The organism is Nonomuraea roseoviolacea subsp. carminata, assembly GCF_024172185.1.
Taxonomy (GTDB): Bacteria; Actinomycetota; Actinomycetes; order Streptosporangiales; family Streptosporangiaceae; genus Nonomuraea; species Nonomuraea roseoviolacea.
On the sequence record NZ_JAMZEC010000001.1, the window covers coordinates 6,175,972 to 6,191,718 of the forward strand.

Below are 15,747 nucleotides of genomic sequence, written 5' to 3' on the forward strand. Positions count from 1 at the left end.
GGCCCACCGGCTGCTCGGGCCCACCGGCTGCCGCGTCCGGGCCCGGGCTCACCAGCTCTGGTGCAGCGGCATGCCCTCCGCGTAGCCGGAGCTGCCCTGGATGCCCACCACGGCCCGCTCGTGGAACTCCTCCAGCGTCATGGCCCCGGCGTACGTGCACGCCGAGCGCAGCCCCGCCACGATCGCGTCGACCTGGTCCTCCACGCTGGGCCGCCGCGGGTCGAGGTACATGCGCGAGGTGGAGATGCCCTCCTCGAACAGCGCCTTCCTGGCCCGCTCGAACGGGCTGTCCTCGGCGGTGCGCAGCCGCACGGCGCGCGCGGAGGCCATGCCGAAGTTCTCCTTGTACTTGCGGCCGTCGGCGTCGGTGCGCGTGTCACCGGGCGACTCGTACGTGCCCGCGAACCACGACCCGATCATCACGTTGGCCGCCCCGGCCGCCAGGGCGAGGGCCACGTCGCGCGGGTGGCGCACGCCGCCGTCGGCCCACACGTGCCGGCCCAGCCGGCGGGCCTCGGCGGAGCATTCGAGCACCGCCGAGAACTGCGGCCGGCCCACCCCGGTCATCATCCGGGTCGTGCACATGGCGCCCGGCCCGACACCGACCTTGAGGATGTCGGCCCCGGCCTCGACCAGGTCGCGCACGCCCTCGGCCGTCACGACGTTGCCGGCCGCCACGGGCACGCCCGGGTCGAGGGCCCGCACCGCGCGCAGCGCCGAGATCATCTTCTCCTGGTGGCCGTGGGCGGTGTCGACGACCAGGCAGTCGACCCCGGCGTCCAGGAGCTCCTTGGCCTTGGCGGCGACGTCGCCGTTCACGCCCACGGCGGCGGCCACGCGCAGCCGGCCGGAGGCGTCCAGGGCGGGCTTGTAGAGGGTGGCGCGCAGGGCGCCGGTGCGGGTCAGGATGCCGACGAGCCGGCCGTCGCCGTCCACGATGGGTGCCAGCCGGTGGCGGCCCTCGTGCAGCCGCTCGAACGCGGCGCGCGGCTCCAGCCCGGCGGGCAGCGTCAGCAGCTCGCTCGACATGACCTGGCTGAGCTGGGTGTACATGTCGACGTCCGGGCAGTCGGCCTCGGTGACCACGCCGACGGGGCGGTTGTCCCAGTCGACGACGATGACCGCGCCGTGGGCCCGCTTGGGCAGCAGTTGCAGCGCCTCGCCGACGGTGTCGTGCGGGGTGAGCGTCAGCGGCGTGTCGTGGACGAGGTCGCGCTTCTTCACCCAGTCCACGACGTCGGCGACGACGTCGATGGGGATGTCCTGCGGGATCACGGTGACGCCGCCGCGCCGCGCGATGGTCTCGGCCATGCGGCGGCCCGCGACGGCGGTCATGTTGGCGACGACGATCGGGATGGTCGTGCCCGTGCCGTCGGTGGTCGACAGGTCGACCGCGAGCCGGGAGCCTACCGAGGAGCGCGACGGCACCATGAACACGTCGCTGTAGGTGAGGTCGTGGTGCGGCTCGATGCCGTTGAGAAATCTCACGTTCGTCCATCTTATGCGGTGACAGGCCTATTCAGGGGTTTTCCCCGTTCTGAGGGGCTTATGATCGGCCCGGACACCCGAGGGGGAGGAGGGGCCCAGTGGAGATCACGGACCGCGACGAGCTGATCGTCGTCGGCTACGCCATCCGCACCACGAACGCCGACGAGATGGACCCGTCGAGGGCGAAGCTGCCGGCGCTGTGGCGGCGGGCCGGCGCGCCGGGGGCGTTCGCGCACGTGCCGGGACGGATCGACGAGAACCTGTACGCCGTGCTCACCGACTACGAGAGCGACCACAACGGCGCCTACACGCAGATCGTCGGCACCGGGGTGCGCACGGTGGTGCGGCTGCCCGAGGGCATGGTGGCGGTGCGCGTGCCGGCGGCCAAGACGCTGCTGTTCGAGGCGCGCGGGCAGATGCCGCAGGCCATCGTGGAGGCGTGGCAGCGGGTGTGGGCGCACACCGAGTCGGGCGCGGCCCCGGCCCGGGCGTTCACGACGGACCTGGAGGTCCACCACCCTGGCGGGGCCGACCTGCACATCGCCGTCTAGGCCGTGACGGCGGTCAGGGCCGCGACGGCGGCCTCGACCGCCGGACCCTTGACCTGCTCCAGCGGCAGGTGCGCGTACTCGACCGCGCAGTCGGACATGCCGCCCAGCGCCACCGTCGCGGCGATCTGGGCGGCGGGCGCCGGGTCGGGCCCGAGCAGCAGCAGGATGAGCCGCCGCCGCCAGGAGAACATGCGCTCGCCCAGCTCCAGCGGGGCCAGGACGGGCAGCTCGCGGATCACCATGACGAGCACGTCGCGGTGCTCCCAGGCCAGGTCGAAGTAGTCGCCGAGCAGCGCGCGCGGGTCGTGCGCCGCGGGCTCGGCCCCGTCGCGCGGCTCACGCCCGGCCACGAAGCGCTCCATGCCGTCCATCATCGGCTCGACGATGCTGCGCACCAGGTCCTCGCGTGAGGCGAAGTGGTAGTAGAGCGCCGGCTTGGTGATGCCGAGGCGGTCGGCGATCTCCCGCAGGCTGGTCTCCCGCACGCCCTGCCGGACGAACAGCTCCCGGGCGACGGCGAGGATGCGGGCGCGCGTGTCGGTCGGCTTCGCCATGCTCCAAGCCTATCCCTTACCTATCGTTAAGTAAGTACTTGTGCGGCCGTGGCGACGGCACTTACCATCCGTTAAGTAAGGAGGTTCGCCATGCATGTACTCATCTCCGGCGCCAGCGTCGCCGGACCCGTCCTGGCGTACTGGCTGCGCCGTCACGGCTTCGAGGTCACCGTCGTCGAGCGCGCCCCCGCGCTGCGCAAGACCGGCGGCCACGCCGTGGACCTGTTCCGGCCGGCCATGGACATCGTGGAGAGAATGGGCCTGATCGGGCCGGTCACCGCCCGCAGGACCGGCACCGAGCACATCACCATGTACATCGAGGGCCGTGGGCGCCCCGTCGAACTGGACATGCGCAAGATCGTCGCGACCGTCTCCGACCGGCACGTCGAGATCATGCGCGACGACCTCAGCGAGGTCTTCTACGACGCCACCCGCGACGACGTCGAGTACGTCTTCGACGACTCCATCACCTCCGTCGGCGAGGACGGGCTCGTCACGTTCGAGCGCGGCGAGGCCCGGCGCTTCGACCTGGTCGTCGGCGCCGACGGCCTGCACTCCAACGTCCGCCGGCTCGTCTTCGGTCCCGAGTCCGCCCACACCCGGTGGATCGGCGCCTACCTCGCCGTCGCCACCGTCCCGAACTACCGCGGGCTCGACGGCCGCATGGAGGGCATCACCGGCATCGGCCGCATGGCGGGCCTGTACAGCGCGGCGCACCTGGACGGCGCCCGGGCGCTGTTCCTGTTCAGGACCCCCGGGCCGCTCGACTACCACCACCGCGACACCGCGCGGCAGAAGGAGCTGCTGCGCGAGCGGTTCGCCGGCCTGGGGTGGGAGGTGCCGCGCCTGCTGGACGAGGCCGACCGGGCCTCGGCCTTCTACTTCGACTCGATCACCCAGCTCACCCTGGACACCTGGACCCGTGGCCGGGTGGCGCTCGTCGGCGACGCCGGCCACTGCCCGGGCCCCGCGGTCGGCGGCAGCACGAGCCTGGCCGTGGTCGGCGCATACGTGCTGGCGGGCGAGCTGGCCGCGGCGGGCGGCGACCACGCGCGGGCCTTCCCGGCCTACGAGGCGGCGATGGGCGACTACGTGCGCCGCAGCCGCTCGTTCGCGCTCAACGCCGCCAGGCGGCTCCTCCCGGGCACCGCGCTCGACCTCGGGCTGCTCGCCGGGACCGCCTGGCTGGTCGGCCGGCTGCCGAGCGGGCTCAGCCGCGCCGCGAGCAAGCTCGCCGCCAAGGGGGTGCGCCTGCACGACTCGATCGCGCTGAAGGACTACCGCGCGTACGAGACGGTCCCGCGCTAGGGATCACCGGCGGGAGGTCAGGCCAGCACTCCCTGGGCGCGCAGCTTGGCGGCGGTCTCGGCCGGGATGCCCCACGACGACAGGTCCTCCAGGCGCGTGGCCGGCGACAGGTCCGGCTCCGGCGCGCCGAGCAGGCGCGGCGCGGGCACGGGCTGCACGACCCCGCCCACCTCGGTGAACGAGCCCCGCGCCACGTTGTGCGGATGCCGGGCCGCCTCCGCCATGGACAGCACCGGCGCCACGCACGCGTCCGACCCGTCGAAGACCGCCTCCCACTCCGCCCGCGTCCGCTTCCGGAACTCCTCGGCCAGCCGGGCCTTCAGCGCGGGCCACTGGGCCCGGTCGCCGCGGTCGGGCAGGCCGGGGTCGCCGGCCAGGCCCATGCGCGTCAGCAGCTCGTCCCAGAACTTCGGCTCCAGCGGCCCCACCGCGAGGTGGCCCCCGTCGGCGGTCTCGTACGTGTCGTACATGGGGGCGCCGGTGTCGAGCAGGTTGGTGCCGCGCGGCCCCCAGCCGCCGCTCTGCGCCGCGTTGTAGAACATCGCGAACAGCAGCGCGGCCCCGTCCACCATGGCGGCGTCGATGACCCGGCCCAGGCCGGTGCGCTGCCGCTCGACCAGGGCGAGCAGGATGCCGTAGGCGAGCATGAGGCCGCCGCCGGCGAAGTCGCCGAGGATGTTGACCGGCGGCGTCGGCGGCTGGCCGGCGCGGCCGAGCTGCGACAGCACGCCCGCGATGGCGATGTAGTCGATGTCGTGCCCGGCGGTGGCGGCGAGGGGGCCGTCCTGACCCCAGCCGGTCATCCGGCCGTAGACCAGCCGCTCGTTGACGGCGTGCAGGTCGGCCGGGCCGATGCCGAGCCGCTCCGCGACCCCGGGCCGGAACACCTCGATGACCGCGTCGGCGCCGCGGGCCAGCTCCTTGAACGCGGCCACGCCCTCGGGCGCCTTGAGGTCCAGCCCGATCGTGCGCTTGCCGCGGTCCATGACGTCGGAGCGCGGGACCGCCGAGACGGCGGCGACGCGGTCGATCCGCAGCACCTCGGCCCCGTGGTCGGCGAGCATCATGCCGGCGAACGGCCCGGGCGCGAGCCCGGCGAGCTCCAGCACGCGCACGCCGGCGAGCGGTCCCTGACGGCCTTCGGACATGGGCGTCTCCTCGGTGATGCGGGCCGCGGGCCGGTCCCCGCCCGGACCCCAGTAGAACAACATTCGGTGAGCTGTCGCAAGCCACCTTTGCGACCTTCCGGCGAAGCAAGGAGAGGTATGGGAAACTTGCCCACTGATCGGGTGGTCTACAGGGGTAGGACATGGTTTCGGATAGCACGCCGCTGATCGCCAGGCGTTACCAGTTACTCCGCGAACTGGGGCGCGGTGGCATGGGGGTCGTCTGGGAAGGCCGCGACACGCTGCTCAACCGGCAGATCGCGGTCAAGGAAGTGCTGCTGCCCGACGGGCTGCCGCGCGCCGAACAGGAGAACCTCCTCCTGCGCACGGCCCGCGAGGCCCGTACGGCGGCGCGGCTCAACCACCCGTCGGTCGTCGCCGTCTACGACGTCGTCGAGGAGGACGGCCGCCCCTGGATCATCATGGAGCTGGTCAGCCATCCCTCGGTGGAGCAGGTCGTCGCCACCACGGGCGCGCTGCCCATCCGGCAGGCCGCCGACGTGGGCCGCCAGGTGCTGTCGGCCCTGCGCGCCGCGCACGAGACCGGGATCCTGCACCGCGACGTCAAGCCGAGCAACATCCTGCTCGGCGACGACGGCCGGGCCGTGCTCACCGACTTCGGCATCGCCACCGCCGAGGGCGACTCCTCGCTGACCCGGACCGGCATGGTCACCGGCTCGCCGAGCTTCCTCGCGCCCGAGCGGGTGCGCGCCGCCGAGGCCGGGCCGCCCTCCGACCTGTGGTCGCTCGGCGCCACGCTGTACGCCACGCTCGTGGGCCGCTCGCCGTTCGAGCGGGGCGACGCGATGGCCACGCTCAACGCCCTGCTCACCGAGGAGCCCGACTACCGCCGCATCCCGCCGGCGATGCACCCGGTGCTCAAGGGGCTGCTCCGCAAGGAGCCGCACGAGCGGCTGACCGCCGAGGAGGCCGACCGGCTGCTCGCCGAGGTCATCGCCTCCCGCCCGGCGGGCGCCGACATGGACGTGCCCGACGAGACCACGCCCCGCCGCCGCTCCAGCCGTACGCTGCTGGCCGGCGCCGCGGCCGCGGTGCTGGTGCTCGCGGGCGGCACGGTCGCCTACCTCAACCTGGTGCCGCCCGCCGAGGGCACCTCCGCGATCGCGCAGCGCGCCGCCACCAGCCCGCTGCCCAGCGCGCGGGCCACGGTCACCGCGACCACGCTCCCCGCCGCCGTCACCCCCAGCGCCACGCCCACGCCGTCGCCGACCAGGACCGCCCCCCTGACGCGGACCTGGACCTCGCGCGAGGGCTGGACGATCGCCCGCCCGTACGGGTGGCGCGGCGCCCGCAAAGAGGCCTACACCGAGTGGACGCGCCGCGACGGCGCCGCCCACCTCGGCGTCGAGTCCGTCTACGTCCAGCGCGGCGCCGCCCAGCTCATCGACGACGCCGAGACGCTGCTCCGGCAGGGCGCCCCCGACCTGCGCGTCGCCGGCCGCCGGTCCGTCATGCACCGGGGCGTCAAGGCGGTCGAGTGCGAGTTCGTCTACACGGCCGGCCCCGGGACGGACACGCCGTGGGCCCGGCCGGGCGTGCGCTACCGGGAGCTGCGGCGGGCCGTCGTCGCCGGCGACACCTCGTACATCCTGTCCTGGACGGTCGCCGAGGCCCAGTGGCGGCGCAGCGCGACGCTGATGCGGCAGGTGATCGGCAGCTTTACCGTAGGGGCATGACGCCCTGGAACCTCCTCGCCCTGGCGCCGCTTCCCGAGGACGCGCTGCGCGGCCTGATGGCCCCGCTCGGCGACCGGGTGGACGTCCGGGTGCCCGCCTCCCGTGACCGCGCCGCGCTGCTGGCCGCCCTGCCCGACGCCGAGATCGTGGTCGGCGACTGGACGGCGGAGCTGGCGCTCGACGCCGAGGCCGTCGCGGCGGCGCCCCGGCTGGCGTTCGTGCAGCAGCCGTCGGTCGGCGTCGACGGCCACGACCTGGCCGCGCTGGCCGCCGCCGGCGTCCCCCTCGCCAACACCGCCGGCGTCAGCGCCACCGCGGTCGCCGAGTGGTGCGTGGCCGCCACGCTCGCGCTGGTGCGCCGGCTGGCCGACGCCGACGCCGCCGTCCGCGCCGGCGGCTGGCCCCAGCAGTCGCTCCAGCCCGGCGAGCTGAACGGCAGGCGCGTCGGGATCGTCGGGTTCGGCCCGATCGGCGCGGCCTGCGCCCGGCTGTTCCGCGCGTTCGGCTGCGAGGTGTCGTACTGGACGCGCACGCCCCGCGACGAGCCCGGCCACCTGGACCTGGAGACGCTGGTGTCGTCCTCCGACGTGCTCGTCGTGGTGGTCGCGCTGGCCGACGAGACGCGCGGCGTCATCGACGCCCGCCGCATGAAGCCGGGCGCCCTGCTGGTCAACGCCGCGCGCGGCGGCGTCGTCGACCAGGAGGCGCTGGCCGCCGCGCTGCGCGACGGCCGCCTCGGCGGGGCCGCGCTCGACGTGTTCGAGACCGAGCCGCCGGCCGCCGACGACCCCCTGCGCGAGCTGCCCGGGGTCCTGCTGTCCCCGCACGTCGCCGGCGTCACCGCCGGGTCCACCGGCCGCCTGCTGGAGACGGTGCTGGCCAACCTCGCCGCCGCCCTCGACGGCCGCCCCGTGACGAACGTGCTGAACGGTGTCTCCCCGGCCGTCCGCCGCCGCCCGGGCCGGTCACTCTCCGTATAGCCCCCAGGTCCGAGCCCACGTGCCGACCTGGCGCGATGAACAGTTTTCGAGTCTTTAACGACCCCGGTCTGTTCGACCTCAGGCCCGGGAGATACCTTCTTACGGACGATCTCTACCAGCTCAAGGGGGTGCTTAGGTGACGACGACGATGTCGACACACCAACGGGCAGTAGAGCAGATCCGGCGGTCCTACGCGGAGATCCCCGGTGGCGCGGCGCCCCGGCTGGCGAAGGCGACCTCCAACCTCTTCCGGTTCCGCGACGGCGGGAGGACCGCCAAGCTGTCCGCGCGCGACCTGGACGAGGTCATCAGCGTCGACCCGGAGACCATGACGGCCGAGGTCCAGGGCATGACGACCTACGAGCACCTGGTCGACGCCACGCTGCCGCACGGCCTCATGCCGTCCGTCGTCCCGCAGCTCAAGACCATCACGCTGGGCGGGGCCGTCACCGGCCTCGGCATCGAGTCCACGAGCTTCCGCGACGGGCTGCCGCACGAGTCGGTCGAGGAACTGGAGATCCTCACCGGCGACGGGCGCGTCATCGTGGCCCGCGACGACAACGAGCACCGCGACCTGTTCCGCGCCTTCCCGAACTCCTACGGCACGCTCGGCTACGCGCTGCGCATCAAGATCCGGCTCAAGCCGGTCCAGCCGTACGTGCGGCTCACGCACCTGCCGTTCACGGACGCCGGCAAGTGCATGCTCGCCATGCAGGAGATCTGCGAGCGCATGGAGCACGAGGGAGAGCCCGTCGACTTCGTCGACGGCGTGTTCTTCTCCCCGCAGGAGATGTACATCACGCTGGGCCGCTTCGCCGAGCGCGCCCCGTACGTCTCCGACTACACCGGCATGCGCATCTACTACCAGTCGATCCGCAACCGCCAGCGCGACTGGCTGACGGTCCGCGACTACCTGTGGCGCTGGGACACCGACTGGTTCTGGTGCTCGCGCGCCTTCGGCGTGCAGCAGCCGGTCGTGCGCTCGCTGATCCCGCGCCGCTGGATGCGCTCCGACGTCTACCGCCGCCTCGTCGCGCTCGACCGCAAGCACGGCGTGACGGCGCGGATCGACCGCTGGGCCGGCCGGCCCGTGCAGGAGTCGGTCATCCAGGACGTGGAGGTGCCGGTCGAGCGGGGCGCCGAGTTCCTCGACTTCTTCCACGACAAGGTCGGCATGACGCCGGTGTGGATGTGCCCGCTGCGGGCCTCGTCCCGCTGGCCGCTCTACCCTCTGGAGCCCGGCCGGCTGTACGTGAACTTCGGTTTCTGGGGGATGGTCCCGCTGCCGCGGGGACGCTTCGACGGCTACTACAACCGGCTCATCGAGCACAACGTGCACGAGCTCGACGGTCACAAGTCGCTCTACTCGACGTCCTTCTACGCCCGCGAGCAGTTCTGGGAGCTGTACAACGGCGGCGCCTACTGGCCGGTCAAACGGGAATACGACCGGGAGGGGCGCCTGCTGGACCTGTACGACAAGTGTGTGCGGGGAAGGTGAGCAGATGGCTCTGGCAAGCATCTTCGAGAAGATCGTCGGCTCGGAGGCGAAGGTCGCCTTCCGGGCGTACGACGGGAGCAAGGCGGGGCCGGACGGCGCCGACCTCTGTCTTGAGGTGAAGTCGCCCATCGCGGTGGCCTACCTCGCGCAGGCGCCGGGCGAGCTCGGCCTGGCCAGGGCCTACGTCTCGGGGCACCTCGACCTCCACGGCGACCTGTACACCCTGCTCGACCGCATGTGGAACATCACGACCAACGACCTGACCACGTCCGAGAAGATCGCCGCGGTCCGGTCGCTGGGCGTCAAGCCGTTGCTGATGCGCGTGCCCCCGCCTCCGCAGGAGATGCGGCAGAGCACGCTGGCCCGGCTGGGCTCCCGGCACGCCAAGCAGCGCGACGCCGAGGCCATCCACCACCACTACGACGTGTCCAACCGCTTCTACGAGTGGGTGCTGGGCCCGTCCATGGCCTATACCTGCGCGGTCTTCCCCACCGACTCCTCGACCCTTGAGGAGGCGCAGTACGCCAAGTTCGACCTGGTGGCGCGCAAGCTCGACCTCAAGCCGGGCATGCGGCTGCTCGACGTCGGCTGCGGCTGGGGCGGCATGGTCATGCACGCCGCCAAGCACTACGGGGTCAAGGCGCTCGGCGTGACGCTGAGCAAGCAGCAGGCGGAGTATGCGCAGCGGGCCATCGCCGAGGCCGGCCTGCAGGACCTCTGCGAGGTCCGCCACATGGACTACCGCGACGTCCCCGAGAGCGGCTTCGACGCGGTCAGCTCCATCGGCCTCACCGAGCACATCGGCAAGGCCAACGTCCCCGGCTACTTCGCGTTCCTGTACGGCAAGCTCAGGCCGGGCGGCCGGCTGCTCAACCACTGCATCACCCGGCCCACGGGCGCCGAGAAGACGTTCAACAAGGGCGGCTTCATCAACCGCTACGTCTTCCCCGACGGCGAGCTGGAGTCGGTGGGCTGGCTGATCCGCCAGATGGAGGACCTCGGCTTCGAGATCCGCCACGAGGAGAACCTGCGCGAGCACTACGCCAAGACCCTGCGCCACTGGTGCGACAACCTCGACGCCAACTGGGCCGACGCGGTCGAGGAGGTCGGCATGGGCACCGCCCGGGTGTGGGCGCTGTACATGGCGGGCTGCATCGTCGGCTTCGAGCGCAACAAGGTCCAGCTCCACCAGGTGCTGGGCGTCAAGCTGGACAAGGACGGCCGCTCCGGCGTGCCGCTCCGCCCGGCCCGCGACTGGCCGTGATCCGCGGTGAAGGGGCGCGAGGCGGCTTCGCCTCGCGCCCCTTCACGTGTCCGCGTGCATTTGTAATGCTGTAATCATGGTCTCCTTATACGAGCACGCCGGCGGGCACCAGGCCCTCCACCGCTTCGTCGACCTCTTCTACGGCAGCGTCCTGAAGGACCCGCTGCTCCAGCCGCTCTTCGGCGCCGGCCGCCCGCACCACGTCGCGCACCTGACGGCCTTCACGGCCGAGACGTTCGGCGGCCCCGACGTCTTCACCCGCGAGATGGGCGGCTTTCCCACTCTCATCGATGCCCATCGGGGGCTGCGCATCCGCGAGGAGCAGCGTCAGCGCTTCGTCGAGCTGTTCATGGCGGCGGCCGACGACGCCGGGCTGCCGGACGACGCGCCGTTCCGCCAGGCGCTGCGGGAGCACGTCGAGTTCGGCACGCGGGTGGCCTACCAGAACTCCCACGCCGAGACCGACGACCAGCTCCACCCGCTGCGCGAGGTGCCCCACTGGGACTGGCCCTCCTAGCGCGGGTTCACGACCGCAGATGCCGGGTGTCCACGCGATGCCCCGCGCCTTCGAGGACGCCCACCGCCTCCTCCGCCCTCGGCTCCGGCACGAGGACGAGGTCGGCGTGGAAGGTCGAGGCGACGAAGACGGGGATCGCCGCCTCGGCCAGCGGCCCGACGACCGCCGCCAGCATGCCGGGGACGTCGAGGTCGTGCGCGCCGGCGGCGCCGTACAGGCCGATCCAGCGCTCGCCCGAGCCCGACGGCCAGGCCTCGCGGACGACGGTCAGCCCCTCGGGGGCGCGGACCAGCGCGATCCACTCGTCGTCCTCGGGGAAGGTCGCGTGGGGCAGGTGCTCCACGGCGAAGGCGGACGGGACGACGCTGAGGCGCTGGGCGGTGGGTGACGACATGGCACGTGTCTACCACGGCGAGATCACCCGCTAGGGTGTTGGACTCCTGTCGATCGCTGTGGAGGACCTTTGTCCGAGATGTCATCGTCCATGACCAGGCGAGGGCTGCTCGTGGGCGGCGCCGGGGCCGCCGTCACCGCGCTGCTGAGCGGCAGGGCCGCCGAGGCCACGGCGGGGACCGCGGGCCGGTTCGACCTGGCGGCGCCCGCCACCGGCCTGATCTGGAAGAAGGCGCTGTACGACGAGACGGTCCTGCAGTCGTTCGCCTTCGACAACGCCCACGGCCACATCTACACGGTGCAGGTCAAGAACGGGGCCGGCAGCTCGGCAGCCGGTCATCTGTGTCTGACGAAGCTCAGCCTCGGCGGCGCGGTGCTCGGGCACATGTACCTCATGGGGTTCGGTCACGGCGTGCAGATCGGCGTGGAGCCGTCGGGCGGGTCGGCCTACCTGTGGACCGAGACCGGCGCGGTCGCCGACGGGGCCAACGCCTGGGGCAACCGGCTCGCCAGGTTCGCCTTCGCCTCCGGCCGGACGATCACCCCGACGTCGAGCGGCGTGACGCGGTACGCGCCCGTCACCGGCGCGACCAGCACCACCTGCGCCATCGACCCCACCACCGGCCGGCTCGTCATGCGCTACCGCAAGAACGGCGGCTTCCGCTACGCCGTCTTCCCGCTCCAGGCCGTCAGGTCCGGCTCGCGGACCCCCGTGCGCGACATCGCCCAGCCGGCCGGCCTCGGCACCTTCCAGGGGTACGCGGCCCACGGCGACTACCTCTACCTGCTGGACGGCGACGCCTACGGCCCGGCCAACCCGGCTCCGGGCAACACCTACCTCACCTGCGTCGACCTGCGTACCGGGCGCACGGTGCAGCGGGCGCTGACCCAGGCGGGCAAGTCGCTGGACTACCGCGAGCCGGAGGGCATGGCGATCCAGATCGCCTCGGGCCGGCCCCGGCTCTGCCTCGGCCTGGCCTCGGGCGCCGCCGGGGCCAGGAAGGCGAGCATCTTCTACAAGACGGCCCTTGTGTGAGGGGCGGCTGTGTGACGAGGGTCGTCAGCGCAGCTCACGCTTGAGGATCTTGCCGGTGGCCGTCATGGGCAGGGCGTCCCTGAACTCCACGACGCGCGGGTACTTGTAGCCCGCCATGTTCTCCCTGCACCAGGCCACCAGTTCGGCCTCGGTGATCGTCGCGCCGGGGGTGCGGATGACGTACGCCTTGACCTCCTCGCCGTGCGAGTCGTGGGGCACCCCCACGACCGCGGCGAGCGAGACCGCCTCGTGCGTCAGCAGCACCTCCTCCAGCTCCCTCGGGTAGACGTTGAACCCGCCCCGGATGATCATGTCCTTGGCCCGGTCGATAATCGCGTAGTAGCCGTCGGCGTCGCGGGTGGCGATGTCGCCGGTGCGGAACCAGCCGTCGCGCAGCACCTCGGCCGTCGCCTCGGGCCGGCCGTAGTAGCCCTTCATGACGTTGTGGCCGCGGATCGCGATCTCGCCCGGCTCGTCCTCGACCGTCTTCCACTCGGCGTCGACGAGCCGCATCTCCACCCCCCAGATCGGGGTGCCGACCGTGCCCGGCTTGGTGGGGCGGCCCGGCTGGTTGAAGCTGGCCACCGGCGAGGTCTCCGACAGGCCGTACCCCTCCAGGATCGGGACGCCGAAGGTGCGCTCGAAGTCCTTCAGCACCTCCACCGGCGAGGACGAGCCGCCCGCGACCGCCGTCCGGAGCGTGGCCGGCGCCTCGCCGCCGTCCGCGTGGATCTTCGTCAGCAGCGCCCAGTACATCGTCGGCACGCCCGCGAAGAACGTGACGCCCTCGCGGCGCATCAGCTCCAGCGCCTCGCCCGGCTCGAAGCGCGGCATGAGCACGACGGCGGCGCGCCGCCGGAAGCCGACGTTCATGACCACCGTCTGGCCGAAGGAGTGGAACAGCGGCAGCACCGCGAGGTAGACGTCACGCTCGATGTCGCGCTCGAACATCTGGTCGCAGACCAGGGTGTTCATCAGCATGTTCTGGTGGCTCAGCTCGGCGCCCTTGGGCTGCCCGGTGGTGCCCGAGGTGTAGAGGATCACCGCGGTGTCGTCGGGGGCGGTCGCCGCGGTCTCGAACGTGCCGGGCATGCCGTCCAGGGCCGCCCAGAACGACTCGCCGTACTCCGACTCGGTGGCCAGCGGCGTGGCGGGCAGCACGAAGAAGTGCTCGCACCCCTCGGCGGCCTCGAAACCGGCCCGGCCGCGCTCGCCCAGCGGCAGCTCGGGCGTGCCCTCGAAGCAGAACAGCGCCTTGGCGTCGCTGTCGTCGAGATGGTAGGCGATCTCGCGCGGCTGGAGCAGCACGTTCAGCGGCACGACGGCGGCACCGGCCTTGAGGATGCCGTAGTAGACGAACGGGAAGTACGGCAGGTTGGGGCAGGCCAGCGCCACCTTGTCGCCCGGGCCGACGCCGCGCGACACCAGCAGGTTGGCGACCTGGTTGGCGACCGTGTCCACCATCGAGTACGGCAGGCGCATGTCGCCGAAGACGACCGCGACGCCGTCCGGGTTGTTCCTGGCGCTGTCCTCCAGCACGACGGACAGGTTGAGCATGTCGCCTTCCTCCCTCTGCGCAGCCTCAGCGACCTCGCCGCCATCTTCGCAGGACGGCATACCGACCGGTAGGTAGCAAGGGTCACAAGTGGATATGGACGCCTCCGGCCGCCTGGAGTATTCAGGTACCACGTCACTCACGCCTGCGGAGGAACCACATGGAGTACGACTACGTGATCGTCGGCGCGGGGTCGGCGGGGTGCGTGCTGGCCGGACGGCTGTCGGCCGACCCCGGGGTGAGTGTGGCGCTGGTCGAGGCGGGCGGCCAGGACGACAAGCTGGAGATCCGCATGCCGGCGGCGTTCAACAAGCTGTTCAAGACCGCCTACGACTGGAACTACACCACCGCCAAGCAGTCCGAGATGTCCGGCCGCGAGCTGTACTGGCCGCGCGGCCGGGTGGTCGGCGGCTCCTCCTCGATCAACGCGCAGATGTGGGTGCGCGGCGGCCGCCTCGACTACGACCAGTGGGGGGTGCCCGGCTGGTCCTACGACGAGGTGCTGCCGTACTTCCGGCGGGCCGAGCACCGCGAGGGCGGCAACGCGGGCGGCGTGTACGGCACCGACGGCCCCCTGTACGTCTCGGAGCTGCGCAGCCCCAACGTCACCACGGCCGCCTTCCTCCAGGCGTGCGACGAGCTGGGCCTGACCCGGCTGCCCGAGCTGAACGGCCCCAGCAACGAGGGCTACAGCCCCACCCCCGTCAACCAGCACCGGGGCCGCCGGTGGAGCGCCGCCGACGCCTACCTGCGTCCCGCCCTCAAGCGGCCGAACCTCACCCTCGTCACGGGCGCGACCGTGGACCGGGTGCTGTTCGACGGCCGGCGCGCCGTCGGCATCGAGCACGACGGCGGCGCCCAGCTGCGGGCCCGGCGCGAGGTGATCCTGGCCGCGGGCGCGATCGGCTCGCCGTACCTGCTCATGCGCTCGGGCGTGGGCGCGGCGGCCGAGCTGCGCGACGCGGGCGTGCCCGTGGTGCGCGACCTGCCCGAGGTCGGCAAGAACCTCCAGGACCACCTGTCGTCGGGGGTGATCGTCCGGTGCCGGCAGCCGGTGACGCTCAGCAAGGCCGAGTCCGTGAGCAACCTGCTGCGCTACCTCGTGCTGCGCTCCGGCATGCTCACCACGAACGTGGGGGAGGCCGTCGCGTTCGTCCGCACCTCGCCGGAGGAGCCGGCGCCGGACATCGAGCTCATCTTCGCGCCGGGCCCGTTCGTCGACCACGGGCTCACCCCGCCGACCGGCCACGCGATGACCGTCGGCGTGGTGCTGCTCCAGCCCGAGAGCCGCGGCCGGGTCGGGCTGAACGGGCGCGACGTGGTCGTCGACCCCGGCTACCTCACCCGGGAGGCCGACCTCAGGCGGATGGTCGCCGGGCTGAAGACGGCCAAGCAGATCTTCGCCACCAGCGCGATGCGGCCGTACGCGGACGGGCCGATGCCGCCCTACGACGGCCCGGAGAGCGACGAGGAGCTCGCCCGGTGGGTGCGCGAGCGCGGCGAGACGCTCTACCACCCGGTCGGCACCTGCCGGATGGGTGTGGACGACGCCTCGGTCGTGGACCCGGAGCTGCGGGTGCGCGGCGTCGAGGGGCTGCGCGTCGCCGACGCCTCGATCATGCCGACGCTCAATCGCGGCCACACCCACGCCCCGGCCATAATGATCGGGGAGAAGGCCGCCGATCTGCTCCTGGCGGCCCGTGCCCGGCCCGACTCCTTGACGTAAGTGACCACTTGCAC

General features: G+C 72.5%; 14 protein-coding genes. 9 read left to right on the top strand and 5 right to left on the bottom strand.

Annotation, left to right across the window (positions count from 1 at the left end; all coding sequences use genetic code 11):
* Positions 1–48: 48 nt before the first annotated feature.
* On the bottom strand, positions 49–1,488 hold the full coding sequence (locus HD595_RS28635) for a GuaB1 family IMP dehydrogenase-related protein (RefSeq protein WP_253774304.1): 1,440 nt from the start codon (positions 1,486–1,488) through the stop codon (positions 49–51).
* Positions 1,489–1,586: 98 nt separating this feature from the next.
* Between HD595_RS28635 and HD595_RS28640 the strand changes: the two genes are divergently transcribed.
* On the top strand, positions 1,587–2,039 hold the full coding sequence (locus HD595_RS28640) for a GyrI-like domain-containing protein (RefSeq protein ID WP_175588099.1): 453 nt from the start codon (positions 1,587–1,589) through the stop codon (positions 2,037–2,039).
* Here the strand turns inward: HD595_RS28640 and HD595_RS28645 are convergent.
* Positions 2,036–2,593 (bottom strand): TetR/AcrR family transcriptional regulator, encoded by a 558-nt coding sequence (locus HD595_RS28645; RefSeq protein ID WP_253774306.1) that lies wholly within the window; start codon positions 2,591–2,593, stop codon positions 2,036–2,038. The two genes, HD595_RS28640 and HD595_RS28645, sit on opposite strands and share 4 nt — an antisense overlap.
* Before the next feature lie 90 nt (positions 2,594–2,683).
* On the opposite strand from HD595_RS28645, the gene HD595_RS28650 reads away from it, so the two are divergent.
* Positions 2,684–3,901 (top strand): FAD-dependent monooxygenase, encoded by a 1,218-nt coding sequence (locus HD595_RS28650; protein ID WP_253774307.1) that lies wholly within the window; start codon positions 2,684–2,686, stop codon positions 3,899–3,901.
* Between the two features lie 17 nt (positions 3,902–3,918).
* On the opposite strand, the gene HD595_RS28655 is transcribed toward HD595_RS28650, so the two are convergent.
* Positions 3,919–5,049 (bottom strand): CaiB/BaiF CoA transferase family protein, encoded by a 1,131-nt coding sequence (locus HD595_RS28655; RefSeq protein ID WP_253774309.1) that lies wholly within the window; start codon positions 5,047–5,049, stop codon positions 3,919–3,921.
* Positions 5,050–5,210: 161 nt separating this feature from the next.
* Here HD595_RS28655 and HD595_RS28660 point away from each other — a divergent pair, with 161 nt between their 5' ends.
* From HD595_RS28660 to HD595_RS28680, 5 genes are all read left to right on the top strand, one after another.
* Positions 5,211–6,764: a serine/threonine-protein kinase gene (locus HD595_RS28660; protein ID WP_253774311.1), complete on the top strand. Its 1,554-nt coding sequence runs from the start codon at positions 5,211–5,213 to the stop codon at positions 6,762–6,764.
* A complete protein-coding gene (locus HD595_RS28665) occupies positions 6,761–7,744 on the top strand; it encodes an NAD(P)-dependent oxidoreductase (protein WP_253774313.1) in 984 nt (327 codons plus the stop codon). The genes HD595_RS28660 and HD595_RS28665 overlap by 4 nt, the downstream gene beginning before the upstream one ends.
* 148 nt (positions 7,745–7,892) lie before the next feature.
* On the top strand, positions 7,893–9,242 hold the full coding sequence (locus HD595_RS28670) for an FAD-binding oxidoreductase (RefSeq protein WP_253774315.1): 1,350 nt from the start codon (positions 7,893–7,895) through the stop codon (positions 9,240–9,242).
* 4 nt (positions 9,243–9,246) lie between these two features.
* Positions 9,247–10,506 (top strand): SAM-dependent methyltransferase, encoded by a 1,260-nt coding sequence (locus HD595_RS28675; RefSeq protein ID WP_253774317.1) that lies wholly within the window; start codon positions 9,247–9,249, stop codon positions 10,504–10,506.
* 76 nt (positions 10,507–10,582) lie between these two features.
* The gene (locus HD595_RS28680; protein WP_253774319.1) at positions 10,583–11,023 is read left to right on the top strand and encodes a group II truncated hemoglobin; all 441 of its coding nucleotides are present in this window, start codon (positions 10,583–10,585) and stop codon (positions 11,021–11,023) included.
* Positions 11,024–11,030: 7 nt separating this feature from the next.
* Here the strand turns inward: HD595_RS28680 and HD595_RS28685 are convergent, their stop codons facing one another.
* Complete coding sequence (locus HD595_RS28685; RefSeq protein WP_253774321.1) at positions 11,031–11,417, bottom strand: ACT domain-containing protein; 387 nt, start codon at positions 11,415–11,417, stop codon at positions 11,031–11,033.
* Between the two features lie 90 nt (positions 11,418–11,507).
* On the opposite strand from HD595_RS28685, the gene HD595_RS28690 reads away from it, so the two are divergent.
* A complete protein-coding gene (locus HD595_RS28690) occupies positions 11,508–12,452 on the top strand; it encodes a phage baseplate protein (RefSeq protein WP_253774322.1) in 945 nt (314 codons plus the stop codon).
* A 24-nt stretch (positions 12,453–12,476) separates the two neighbouring features.
* Here the strand turns inward: HD595_RS28690 and HD595_RS28695 are convergent, their stop codons facing one another.
* Positions 12,477–14,009 carry a long-chain-fatty-acid--CoA ligase gene (locus HD595_RS28695; protein ID WP_253774324.1) on the bottom strand — a complete coding sequence of 511 codons (1,533 nt, stop codon included), beginning with the start codon at positions 14,007–14,009 and terminating at the stop codon, positions 12,477–12,479.
* Positions 14,010–14,167: 158 nt separating this feature from the next.
* Here HD595_RS28695 and HD595_RS28700 point away from each other — a divergent pair, with 158 nt between their 5' ends.
* Positions 14,168–15,733 (top strand): GMC family oxidoreductase, encoded by a 1,566-nt coding sequence (locus tag HD595_RS28700; protein WP_253774326.1) that lies wholly within the window; start codon positions 14,168–14,170, stop codon positions 15,731–15,733.
* The last annotated feature ends 14 nt before the right edge of the window (positions 15,734–15,747 follow it).